Origin of the sequence: Streptomyces sp. NPDC005533 (assembly GCF_042871845.1) — a bacterium.
GTDB lineage: Bacteria > Actinomycetota > Actinomycetes > Streptomycetales > Streptomycetaceae > Streptomyces.
This window is the reverse complement of record NZ_JBIAJH010000007.1, coordinates 1-11,296: the sequence shown is the minus strand read 5'-3', so window position 1 is coordinate 11,296 and position 11,296 is coordinate 1. Positions and strand designations below refer to the sequence as shown.

Annotated in this window: 9 protein-coding genes; 3 read left to right on the top strand and 6 right to left on the bottom strand. The window is 73.8% G+C overall.

Annotated elements, in window-relative coordinates; translation table 11 throughout:
* The first annotated feature begins 45 nt into the window (after nt 1-45).
* Nucleotides 46-903 carry an MBL fold metallo-hydrolase gene (locus ACFYP3_RS09020; protein ID WP_388829062.1) on the top strand — a complete coding sequence of 286 codons (858 nt, stop codon included), beginning with the start codon at nt 46-48 and terminating at the stop codon, nt 901-903.
* A 211-nt stretch (nt 904-1,114) separates the two neighbouring features.
* Nucleotides 1,115-2,053: an SDR family NAD(P)-dependent oxidoreductase gene (locus tag ACFYP3_RS09015; RefSeq protein ID WP_388829059.1), complete on the top strand. Its 939-nt coding sequence runs from the start codon at nt 1,115-1,117 to the stop codon at nt 2,051-2,053.
* A gap of 161 nt (nt 2,054-2,214) precedes the next feature.
* Here the strand turns inward: ACFYP3_RS09015 and ACFYP3_RS09010 are convergent, their stop codons facing one another.
* The 3 genes from ACFYP3_RS09010 to ACFYP3_RS09000 all read right to left on the bottom strand — a co-directional run bounded on the left by ACFYP3_RS09010 (nt 2,215) and on the right by ACFYP3_RS09000 (nt 4,574).
* A complete protein-coding gene (locus ACFYP3_RS09010) occupies nt 2,215-2,499 on the bottom strand; it encodes a hypothetical protein (protein ID WP_388829056.1) in 285 nt (94 codons plus the stop codon).
* A 99-nt stretch (nt 2,500-2,598) separates the two neighbouring features.
* Complete coding sequence (locus ACFYP3_RS09005; protein WP_388829053.1) at nt 2,599-3,267, bottom strand: response regulator; 669 nt, start codon at nt 3,265-3,267, stop codon at nt 2,599-2,601.
* Nucleotides 3,267-4,574 carry a sensor histidine kinase gene (locus ACFYP3_RS09000; protein ID WP_388829050.1) on the bottom strand — a complete coding sequence of 436 codons (1,308 nt, stop codon included), beginning with the start codon at nt 4,572-4,574 and terminating at the stop codon, nt 3,267-3,269. Before ACFYP3_RS09000 ends, ACFYP3_RS09005 begins: the two co-directional genes overlap by 1 nt.
* Before the next feature lie 322 nt (nt 4,575-4,896).
* Between ACFYP3_RS09000 and ACFYP3_RS08995 the strand changes: the two genes are divergently transcribed.
* A complete protein-coding gene (locus ACFYP3_RS08995; RefSeq protein ID WP_388829047.1) occupies nt 4,897-7,098 on the top strand; it encodes an MMPL family transporter in 2,202 nt (733 codons plus the stop codon).
* A gap of 85 nt (nt 7,099-7,183) precedes the next feature.
* On the opposite strand, the gene ACFYP3_RS08990 is transcribed toward ACFYP3_RS08995, so the two are convergent.
* From ACFYP3_RS08990 to ACFYP3_RS08980, 3 genes are all read right to left on the bottom strand, one after another.
* Nucleotides 7,184-8,977, bottom strand: a complete 1,794-nt coding sequence (locus ACFYP3_RS08990) for an ABC transporter permease/substrate binding protein (protein ID WP_388829044.1) — start codon at nt 8,975-8,977, stop codon at nt 7,184-7,186.
* A complete protein-coding gene (locus tag ACFYP3_RS08985; protein ID WP_388829041.1) occupies nt 8,977-10,029 on the bottom strand; it encodes a glycine betaine/L-proline ABC transporter ATP-binding protein in 1,053 nt (350 codons plus the stop codon). Before ACFYP3_RS08985 ends, ACFYP3_RS08990 begins: the two co-directional genes overlap by 1 nt.
* 377 nt (nt 10,030-10,406) lie before the next feature.
* The gene (locus ACFYP3_RS08980) at nt 10,407-11,198 is read right to left on the bottom strand and encodes a GntR family transcriptional regulator (RefSeq protein WP_388829038.1); all 792 of its coding nucleotides are present in this window, start codon (nt 11,196-11,198) and stop codon (nt 10,407-10,409) included.
* Nucleotides 11,199-11,296: the final 98 nt, after the last annotated feature.

The window sequence follows — 11,296 nt, the reverse complement described above, 5'->3', positions numbered from 1 at the left end:
GACGCCTCACTCCCCGGCCGCCGACGTCGACGGTAGGTTGGACGCGTGATCGACTTTCTCCGGGGCGCCCCGGTTTCCGGCAGTCTCGACGTCGTCTGGCACGCGGGCTGGCCCTCCCCGAAGCACGACCCGGCCCCGGAGATCCAGGTCCACGCCTACTCCGAACACACGGTGATCCTGCGCCAGAACAAGTCCGTGCACTACGAAGCCCCGTTCCTCTTCCTCTTCTTCGGCAATGACCGGGCGCTGCTCCTCGACACGGGCGCGACCGCCGACCCGGCCCACTTCCCCTTGCGGGAAACGGTCGACCGGCTCGTGACGGACTGGCTGGAACGCCACCCGCGGCCCGCGTACCCGCTGCTGGTCGCCCACACCCACCGGCACGGCGACCACGTCGCCGCGGACCCCCAGTTCGCGGACCGGCCCCTCACCACGGTCGTGGGACCCGGACCGGACGAGGTCACGGCCGCCTTCGGCCTCACCGACTGGCCGCACCGCACCGGCACACTGGACCTGGGCGGCCGGATCCTCGACCTGATCCCCGGCCCCGGGCACCAGCGGGCCGCCCTGGTCTTCCACGACCGTCACACCGGCCTCCTGCTGACCGGGGACTCCCTCTATCCGGGGCGGCTCTACATCGAGGACCGGGCGGCCTACTCGGCCACCGTCGACCGGCTCCTGGACTTCTGCGCCACCCGGCCGGTCCGCCATGTCCTCGGCTGCCACATCGAGAGGAGCGCGGCGGGCGAGGACTACCCCCGCGGCACCCTGCACCAGCCGGACGAGCCTCCGCTCCAGCTCACCGCCGGCCATCTGCGCACGCTGCGCAGGGCACTCGACGAGACGGCGGACGGCCACGGCACACACCCGTACGGGGATTTCGTCCTCGTGTACCGCGACTGACCGGGGACGGACGCCGCCGCTCCCAGCCGCGCGCGGTGCGCCACGGGGCGTCGGCGGCCCGTCGGCGGGCGCCGTGTCCGCGGGCTGTCGGTCGTCCGGCGGGACGGTCGCCGATCCGTCGGTGATGTGTCGGTGGGCGCTGGAACGGTGGGCGTCGAGTTGCCCGAGGGGGCAGCCGCAGCCGCCTCCGACAGCAAGGGACCCCGTCGCCATGACGTCCACATCCGCCGCCCCGTCCTGGAACCGCCGACGACCGCCCCGGGCCGACGGCCGCGTCTTCCTGGTCACCGGCGGCAACGCCGGCATCGGGTACTTCGTCGCGGAGCAGTTGTCGGCGACCGGGGCCACCGTCGTGCTCGGCAGCCGGAATCCCGCCAAGGCCGAAGCCGCCACGGCCTCGATCCGTGCGCGCGTGCCCGGGGCGCGCGTACGGGCCGTACGGCTGGACCTCGCCGACCTCTCGTCGCTCGGGACAGCGGTGGAATCACTCGGGGTGGAACGCCTCGACGCGGTGGTCCACAACGCCGGCGTCGCCCTTGACGACCCGCCGCGCAGGGAGACCGCGGACGGTCACGAGCTCATGTTCGGCACGAACCACCTCGGGCACTTCGCCCTGACCCGGTGGCTGATGCCGTTGCTGTCGGCCGCGCCGGCGGCCCGCGTGGTGACCATGGGCAGCTTCGCGGCGAAGTCCGAGCGGCTCGACCTCGACGACCTGCAGTCCCGTAAGGACTACCGGCCCAAGCGCACCTACGGACGCTCCAAGCTGGCCCAGATGTACTTCGGCGTCGAACTCGACCGCCGCCTGCGCGCCCGCGGCAGCACGGTGGCGAGCGTGGTGGTCCATCCCGGCGGTGCGCTGGACTCCCTCACCCCGTCACGCCCACCGGTCCATGTGCGGACCGCCGGCGCGCGGCTGGGCGCGGCACCCGCGGCCCTCCTCCTCCAGGGCAAGCACGCCGGTGCCCGGTCCGCGGTCCGGGCGGTGCTCGACCCGGCCGTGCGAGGAGGTCAGCTGTGGGGACCGCGCGTGTTCGGCCTGCGCGGCGAGCCCCGAAGCGAACCGGTGTGGAACCACCTCGCCGACCCCTCCGTCGCGGCACGGTTGTGGGAGGCCAGCCGTGAACTGGCCGGCGGCCGGGGTCTGTAGCGGGCGCCGGACACCGAGGGGCCGTGGCGGCGGCCCGGAAGGGCCCCGTCGGGTCCGGCGCTGCGGCGCCGGCACTCTCGCGGTGGGCCTACGACGACGCGCAACTGCCCCGCCCGACCGGCGACGGACCCGCTCCCCCGACCCGGGCCCGCGCACGGTCCTCAGGTGGCGAGGCCGGGGCGTGGGGGCGGGGTGACCGCCAGGAGCGGTGGGGCCGGAGTCGACCAGTGGTGGCCGCAGGGCTCGAAGACCAGGGTCACCGGCCAGCCCGGGCGCTGGCGCCAGGAGATGCGTGCGGGTGCGCCGTCGCACACGGGACAGCGGGGCAGCGGGCCCGGCTCCGCCTCCGGCACGCGGTCGGGGGCGGCCGCGAGCGGCGTGGCGTGCGGATCGCGCATGGCGGCTCCCTGGTCGTGCGTGCGGTCGGGCTGATCGCACTGTGCCATGGAGCCACCCTTCTCCGCACGGGCGAATCATCCAGTGTTCTGGCTGGTCAGAGGTGCGGTCACCAGGAAAATTCCGGTGCTCTTGCGGGCACTTGGTGATCAACCGCTCGCACAACCGGCCTCGACCAGGCCGGATTCGTACGCCGCGATCACCGCCTGTGCGCGGTCGCGGACGCCCAACTTGCCGAAGATGCCGGTGATGTGGTTCTTGACCGTGGAGACACTGATGTCCAGGTCCAGGGCGATCTCGGCGTTGCCCCGGCCGCCGGCCAGCAGACGCCAGATCTCCAGTTCGCGCGGGGTGAGATCGGCCGGGGTCTCGGCGGCCCACGAACACGGCCGCACGGGGGTGCGTACGTAGGCGGAGATGAGCCGGGTCAACAGCCGCGGCGCGACGGCGGCCTCGCCGGTGTGGACGATGCGGACGGCGGCGATCAGCTCCTCCGGGGAGATGTCCTTGGGCAGGAAGCCGTACGCGCCGGCGCGCAGGGCGGCGACCACGTACTCGTCCATGTCGAAGGTGCTGAGGGCGAGGACGCGGGTCGAGGGGAGCGTCCGCGCGAGTTCCTCGGTGGCCTGGACCCCGTCGAGGACCGGCATCCGGATGTCCATGACGACGACGTCGGGCCGCAGCTCCCGGGCGAGGGCCACGGCCCGGGCCCCGTCCTCGGCCTCGCCGACGACCTCGAACTCCGGGTCGGGCCCCAGGATCAGGGCCAGGCCGCGCCGCACCAGCGGCTGGTCGTCGGCTATGAGCACGCGGATCATCACTGCTGTTCCTCTCTCTCGCCGTACGCCGGGCTCGCGGCCGGGACCGGGAGGCGGGCCGCCACACGGAAGCCTCCGCCGTCGAGTGGGGCGGCCTCCAGGGTTCCGCCCTGCAGGGCGACACGCTCGTGCATGCCGATCAGACCGTACCCGGGGCGCGCCGCGGGCCGGGAGGCCGGTGCCTGCGCTCCCGCCCCGTCGTCGCGCACCTCCACGGCCACCTCGTCCCGGCGGTAGGTGAGCCGTACGTGGGCCCGTGCCTGCCCCGCGTGCTTGCGGGTGTTGGTCAGCGCCTCCTGCACGATGCGGAAGACGGTGAGGCCCACGGTCGGCGGCAGCGGGCGGACCGGGCCGTCCACGGTGAACTCGGTCTCGGTGCCGGCCAGCCGGGACTCGGTGACGATCCGGTCGAGGTCGCCGGCCCCGGGCTGGGGAGCCGGCGGGGTGTGCTCCGGTTCCTCCCCGGCCCGCAGGACGTCGAGGAGTTGGCGCATCTCGCGCAGCGCCATCCGCCCGGAGTCCTCCAGGGTGACGAGGGCCTCCCGGACGACCTCGGGGTCGTGCGCGAGGTTCGCCCGGGCCCCGCCCGCCATCAGCTGCATGGTGGTGATGTGGTGGGCGACGATGTCGTGCAGCTCGCGGGCGATCCGGCGGCGTTCCTCGGCCACCGCCCGGTCCGCGAGCAGGGTCCGGTGGACCTCGGCCTCCCGCTGCCGGTGGTTGACCACGGCCGCGACGCCGACGGCGCCGAGGGTGCCGATCGCGTTCGCGAGCAGGCCCGACCAGCCGAAGGGCAGCGGCCAACCGCCCTGGCCGGCGGAGATCAGCGGCACCGCCACGACCGCCGCCGACGCGGCCACGGCGGGCCGGCTGAACCGGGCCACCGTGTAGAGGGCCACCAACAGAGTGAGGGTGAAGTGCGGGGTCGGCGGGGTGGCCAGGTTCACCAGTGCGCCCAGGGCCAGGACGGCGGCGAGCACCGTCACCGGCCGCACGCGCCGGGCGATGAGGGGCATCGCCGAGAGGATCAGGGCGAGGGCCGCGGTCACGCTCAGGACGCGGCCCTCGGTCTGCATGCCCAGGGAGTAGCCGACGAGGTCGATGGCGCCGGCCGCGACCGCGACGAGGGCGTCGTTACGGGTCCACGGTGAGCGCTCGGCTCCGCCGTCCGCGCCCGGGGCGGCGGCCCGGCCCGTGTCGCGGTGTGCGGTGCCGCGGCCGGTGTCGGGGCTGCCGGTCACACGGCCCTGCGTACGGCTGCCGGTGTCGCGGCCCGCGTCCCGGTCCTCCCCCACGCCCACACCCACACCCGCATCCGCATCCGCATCCGCCCCCACACTCATACCCACACCCATGCTGCCGGTCCTCCCCCGCGGGCCGCCCCTCCCGGCAGGTGCCGGGTGCGCGCGGCCGCGCTCTCCGGTGCTCCATTCTGGCACCGCCCCCGTCCTGTGCCACCGGCCCTCGGTAGGGGCCCGTACCAGGACTCGGGTCCTGGTCGGTGCCCCCGTACGGACTCTGGTCCCGCGGTGCGGATCCTCCCCCGCCCCGACGTTTTCGCCGCGCTCCGCTGATGGTCTGGAGTCAGGCCGGGAACACCGGCCGTACCGCACAGACCGGAGGAGACCAGTGATCCGCGCCCTGACCCGATTCTCGACGCGAAGTCCGTGGAAGGTCATCGCCCTGTGGGCGGTCCTGGGCATCGCCGCCACCATCCTGGGCCAGGCCTTCGTCTTCCGCGCCACCCAGCCCGGCAACGGCGGGTTCCTGCCCGCGCACTACGATTCGGCGGCGGCCCTGAAGATCGCGGAGGAGCGGTTCGGCGTGAAGCCGGACGCCAACCTCCTGACCCTGCTGGTGGCGCGCTCGGACGACGCGCCGCTCGGCGCCGCCGACGAGCAGCGCATCGACGCGCAGGCCGCGCAGCTGGCCCGGAAGCGGGTCGCCATGCCCCGGACCGAGGACACGATGCCCCTCGCCGAGGACCACTCGCAGGTTCCGCGGGTCAGCCCGGCCATGACGGCGCCCGACCGCTCCTTCCGCCTGCTCTCCGTCGAACTGACCGGAAATCCCGCCGATCCGGGGGTGCAGGACACCTACCGCGCCTTCCGGGACGCCGCCCGGGACGCGTTCGCGGCGGAGGGACTGCGCACCGGTTTCACCGGCGGGATCGCCGACCGGGTGGACACGGCGGACGCCGAGAAGACCAGGACGACGGTGGTCGGGTCGCTCATGCTCGGCGTCATCGTCCTGCTGCACGTCCTGGTCTTCCGCAGCGTCCTGGCGGCTCTGCTGCCGCTGCTCGCGGTCTCCGTGATCGGCGGCGCCGCGGCCGGAGTCGTGGTCGGCGCGGCGCTGCTCACCGGGACCGGACTGGCCGATTCCACGCCCGGGCTGATCAGCGTGGTGCTGGTGGGCATCGGCATCGACTACTTCCTCTTCCTCCTCTTCCGCTTCCGCGAACAACTGCGTGAACACCCCGGGCAGTCCGGGCGCGAGGCGGCCGCCGAGGTCGCCGGCCGGGTGGGTACGGCCATCACCTCCGCGGCGCTGACCATCGTCGCCGCGTTCGCCACGCTCGGGGTCGCCTCCTTCGGGCAGTTCCGGGTGCTCGGGCCGGCCATCGCCCTGTCCGTACTGGTGATGCTGCTGGGCAGCCTGACCCTGATGCCGGCCCTCCTGGCGGTCACCGGGCGCCGGATGTTCTGGCCGTCCAAGGCCCTGAAGCACGCCCCCCGCCCCGGCTCCGCCGCGCGGCTGGGCGACCGGGTGGCACGGCGGCCACTGGCACTGGTCCTGGGTTCGGTGGCGCTGCTCGGCACGCTGGCCGCCGGTGTCGTCGGGATGCGCATGGACTACGGGCAGGGTGGCGCGGGTACGGAGCGCACCGCCGCGGTCGTCACCGCCGACGAGATCTCACGTGCCCTGCCGGCCGGGGTGTCGGACCCGACGAGCGTGTTCGTCACGGCCTCCGACGGCGGCGCGCTCACCGTCGAGCGTCTCGGCGGGCTGTCCGGGGCGCTCGCCGGGGTCGACGGCGTGGGCCAGGTCGCGCAGACCGTGCTGAGCGAGGACCGGCGGGCGGCCCGCATCGACCTGTTCCTGACGGCCGACCCGCAGCGCAAGGAGGCCCGCGACCTGGTCACCGGCCCGGTCAGGGCCGCGGTACGGGCCCACGCGCCCGCCGGGACGGAGGCGCACGTGGGCGGTACGCCGGCGCTCTTCGCCGACATCTCGACCGCCGTGGACAAGGACCTGAAGGTGGTCTTCCCGGTGGCGGCGGTGCTCATCGCGCTGATCCTGCTCGCGCTGCTGCGCAGCCTGCTGGCGCCGGTGATCCTGCTGGCCGCGGTCGGGCTCGGGTTCGCCGCCACCCTCGGCGCCTCGACCCTGGTGTTCCAGCACGCCCTGGACCGGCCCGGGGTGGACTTCACCCTCCCGCTCGTGCTGTTCCTGTTCGTCGTCGCGCTGGGCACGGACTACAACATCCTGATGAGCGACCGGATCCGGGAGGAGATGGAGCGGCCTGGTCCGGCACGGGCGGCGGTGGGCCGCGCCGTGCGGCACACGGCCCCCGCCATCGCCACGGCGGGGCTGGTGCTCGCCGCGTCCTTCGGGAGCCTGGCCGTCACCCCGGCCCCGTCCACCCAGCAGATCGGTTTCGCGACGGCCCTCGGGATCCTGCTCTCCGCGTTCGTCCTGTCGATCGTGTTGGTGCCCGCGCTGGCCGCCCTGCTGGGCCGGTCCACGTGGTGGCCGGTGCGGCCCCGCCGACGCTCCCGCGGGGCCGCCGGTCCGCAGGAGGCAGCGGACCGCGTCCTGGTCGGCTGACCCGGTCCCCGGGCCACACGAAAGGCGCCGGCGCGCGTGGGACCGTACGGGGTCCCGCGCGCGCCGGCGCCTTCGCCGCTCGCCGTCAGGCGAGCCGGTCCACCTCGGGGTGGTCCGCCAGCCAGGCGCGGACCGCCTCCTGCTCCTTGCCCTTGCCGGTTTCCTGGATCTTCGCCTCCAGGCCGGTCAGCTGCTCCTCGCTGAGCTTGAACGAGCGCAGCCAGCGGGCCACCTCGGGCTCGTCGGCGGCGAAGCCCTTGCGGGCGAGGGTGTGGATCCCGTCGCCCTTGCCCCAGGCCGTCTTCGGGTCCTCCAGCTTGGTCAGGTCGTACGTGGAGTACGCCCAGTGCGGGGACCACAGCACGACCGCCACGGGCTCCTGCTTCTCGTAGGCCCGCTTGAGCTCGGCGAGCATGCCCGGCGTGGAGCCGTCGACGACCTGGTACTCGCCTTCGAGGCCGTACTCCTTCAGGACCTTGTCCTTGAGGATGGACATGGCACCGGCGCTCGGCTCGATGCCGATGATCCGGCCCTTGAACCGGCCTGCCTTGCCCTTGAGGTCGGCGAGCGAGCGGACGTCCTTCATGTACGAGGGCACGGACAGCTCCAGCGAGGTGGGGCCGTACCAGGACCCGAGGTCCTCCAGCTTGTTCCCGTACTTCTCCCAGTACTGTGCGTGCGTGACAGGCAGCCAGGAGTCGGTCTGGAAGTCGAGCTGGCCGCCGGCCAGGCCGGTGTAGAGGGCTCCGGCCTCCAGCTGGCGGGCGTCGACCTTGAAGCCGCGCCGCTCCAGCAGCTCCTTCCACAGGAAGGTGGAGGCGATGCCCTCGTCCCAGGGGATGTATCCGACGGAGACCGTGCGGCCCTTGCCGATGTTCGCCGCGCCGGCCGGTCCGTCCTCGGCGGTGGAGCCGCCGAAGGTGGCGAGGCCGCCGGCGACGAGCGCGAGCACGACGACGCCGCTGAGGGCGTGGACGGGCTGGGGGCGGTGGTTCCACACCTTGGCGGCGCCGGTGGCCGCGGCCTTCGCCTTGGCCAGGGCGCGCCGGCCGAGCGGGGAGACCTGGCGGCCGAGGGCGCCGGTCATCCGGTCCAGGTACATGGCCAGGATGACGATGGAGATGCCGGCCTCGAAGCCGAGGCCGATGTCGACGTTGCCGATGGCGCGGTACACGGCGCCGCCGAGTCCGCCGCCGCCGACCATGCCGGCGATGACGACCATGGACAGGCCGAGCATGATGACCTGGTTGACGCCCGCCATGATCGTCGGCAGGGCCAGGGGCAGCTGCACGCGGAAGAGGGTGTCGCGCGGGGTGGTGCCGAAGGCCTCCGCGGCCTCGACGAGTTCCGCGTCGACCTGGCGGATGCCGAGCTCGGTCATCCGTACGCCCGGCGGCAGCGAGAAGATGATGGTCGCGATGATGCCGGGCACCACGCCCACCCCGAAGAAGATGATCCCGGGGATGAGGTAGACCATGGCGGGCATGGTCTGCATGAAGTCCAGGGCGGGGCGCAGGACGGCGCTGACCCGGTCGGATCGGGAGGCCCAGATGCCGAGCGGGATCGCGAAGACCAGCGTGACGAGGGTCGCGACCAGGACGAGGGAGAGCGTGGACATCGCGTCGGACCACAGGCCGACGGAGTCGACGAGGGCGAGGCCGGCGAAGGCCAGCAGGCCCGCGAGGAGGCCGCGCAGCCACCAGGCGCCGAGCGCGAGGATGCCCGCGAAGAGCAGCGGGGCGGGGGCGGAGAGGACGGCGTCGATGCCGTCGTAGAGGCCGGTCACGAGCGCGCTGATGGCGTCGAACAGCCAGGACAGGTGGCTCTGGAGGAAGTCGACACCGCTGTCGACCCAGGAGCCGAGGTGCAGGCGGGGCATCAGGCGGCCACCTCCGCACAGGCCATCGGCGGCCGTTGTTCGTCACCGAGGAAGGCGATGAGCCGGTCCTGCGGCACGGATCCGACGACGGCGCCTGCCTCATCGGTGACGGCGACGGCGTGCGGGACCCGGGCGCTGACGGCGCACAGGTCGGCCAGCGGGGTGTCGCCGTGGACGGTCGGGCAGCCGCAGGCTTCCGCGTCCTGCTCGGGCTCGTCCATGACGGCGTCGGCGGTGAGCACCCGGGAGCGGTCGACGTCCTGGATGAAGGAGGCGACGTAGTCGTCGGCGGGGCGGGTGAGGATGTCCTCGGCGGTGCCCTGCTGGACGATCCGGCCGTCGCGCATGACCGCGATGCCGTCGCCGATGCGCATGGCCTCGTTGAGGTCGTGGGTGATGAAGACGATGGTCTTCTTGAAGCGCTGCTGGAGCTCCAGCAGCTGGTCCTGCATGTCACGGCGGATCAGCGGGTCCAGCGCGCTGAAGGACTCGTCCATGAGGAGGAGGTCGGCGTCGGTGGCCAGGGCCCGGGCGAGGCCGACCCGCTGCTGCATGCCGCCGGAGAGCTCGTCGGGCCAGGACGTCTCCCAGCCCTCCAGGCCGCACAGGGCCAGGGCCTCGGCGGCGCGGCGGTCGCGCTCGGCGCGGGGGACGCCCTGCACCTCCAGGCCGTAGCCGGCGTTCTCCAGGACGTTCCGGTGCGGGAAGAGAGCGAAGTGCTGGAAGACCATGGAGATCTTGGTGGACCGTACGCGGCGCAGCTCGCCCGCGCTGAGCGCGGTGAGGTCCTGGCCGCCGAAGAGGATGCGTCCCGCGGTGGGCTCCAGCAGTCCGTTCAGCATGCGCAGCAACGTGGACTTGCCGGACCCCGACAGACCCATCACGACGAAGATCTGGCCGGGTTCGACGCTGAACGACGCGTCGATCACTGCGGCCGTGGTGCCTTCGGCGCGCAACTCGTCGCGGTCGGTGCCGCTTTCGAGCGCGCGGACCGCGTCGTCGGGTCGTCGTCCGAACACCTTGTAGACGTGCTCGGCTTGGAGCGTGGACACATGAACCTCACGGGTCGTACGGGGTACGGCGCGCGCCGGCGGACCGGGGGCCGTAGAGCGGGACGGGATCTGCCCGTGTGCGCCCCGTCTCTGGCACCAAGGGCCGGAGGACGTGGTTCCGCTCCAGCAGTCCACGATGCCCCGCATTCGCCACCGCAAACACCAGCGTGATTCAGGTCACTTGCACATCGGGGAACCGCGGCCCGCGGCGCCGCGCCGGGAGCCGGGCGGCGACGCGCGGCCGCCGGGACGGAGTTGGGCCGGACCCCCGGCGACCCGAGTGCGCGCCGGGCCCGGCGCGCCGCCGCCCGCGGCGTGTCCGAGCCCACACGGTTCGTCCGGCGGACGGGCCGGCGCCGGGCGGTCCGAGGGGCGACCTACGTCACGCGGAAGCCGGTCGCCGCGGGGTCGCGGCGGTCGCGGTGGAAGGTCAGCCGGTCCCACGTGGGGAAGGCCAGGTCGGTGACGGCCAGCAGGCGGCCGGAGCCGTCGTGCAGGGTGCGGCGCACGGTGAGGCCGCTGGCCGGGGAGACGGCCGGCGGGTGGGTGGTGCGGGTCATGGTGATGGTCTCGGCGACCCGGCCGCCCGCGGCGGCGCGGTCGAGCCAGCGCCGCAGCGGGGCGAGCTCGCCGTCGCGGAGCGTCACTCCCGGGCCGCGGTAGGCGGCCAGCTCGGGGTCGCGCGCGACGACGCCGGGGCTGAAGTACGTGACGGCGTCCCGGAGGGTCTCGCCGGCCGGGCCGCGTTCGCGTTGGTGATGGACCAGGGTGCGCTCCCCGCCGGCCATGCCGAGCAGTCCGGCGAGCGAGGGCGGGACGGTGACGAGGGTGAGCCAGCTGCGGGTGAGGGCGGGCACGGCGGAGGCGGACCGGACCCCCGCCGGCTCGGCCACGGGCCCGCCGCCGGGAGCGGCCGGGCCGACAACGGCGGTGACGGCGGGCCGGGTGCCGCGGCGGCCGGTGACGACCAGGCCGTCCTCGCGCAAGTGCTGGAGGGCGGCCCTGATCGTCTGCCGGTTGACCCCGTACCGGGCGGCCAGGCTGCGCTCGGAGGGCAGTCTGCCGCCGGGGGTGCGTGCGGTGCGCTCGAGATCGCGGCGCAGCGCTGCGGCGATCCGCTGGTACTTGGGCATGGCGGCCGGGCCGCCGCCCCGCGAAGGGGAGGGCATGGCTTCCATACCTTTCTTCGTGGGTTGATTCGGGTCATTCGTAAGATCGGGACACCCAGGGGAGTCGGGTGTGGCTGGCATGGGGTAGCCGCTGTTGT

Coding starts and splice junctions, on each gene's coding strand:
- ACFYP3_RS09015 (WP_388829059.1), top strand. CDS start 1,115: ATGACGTCCACATCCGCCGCCCCGTCCTGGAACCGCCGACGACCGCCC.
- ACFYP3_RS09010 (WP_388829056.1), bottom strand. CDS start 2,499: ATGGCACAGTGCGATCAGCCCGACCGCACGCACGACCAGGGAGCCGCC.
- ACFYP3_RS09005 (WP_388829053.1), bottom strand. CDS start 3,267: ATGATCCGCGTGCTCATAGCCGACGACCAGCCGCTGGTGCGGCGCGGC.
- ACFYP3_RS08990 (WP_388829044.1), bottom strand. CDS start 8,977: ATGCCCCGCCTGCACCTCGGCTCCTGGGTCGACAGCGGTGTCGACTTC.
- ACFYP3_RS08980 (WP_388829038.1), bottom strand. CDS start 11,198: ATGCCCTCCCCTTCGCGGGGCGGCGGCCCGGCCGCCATGCCCAAGTAC.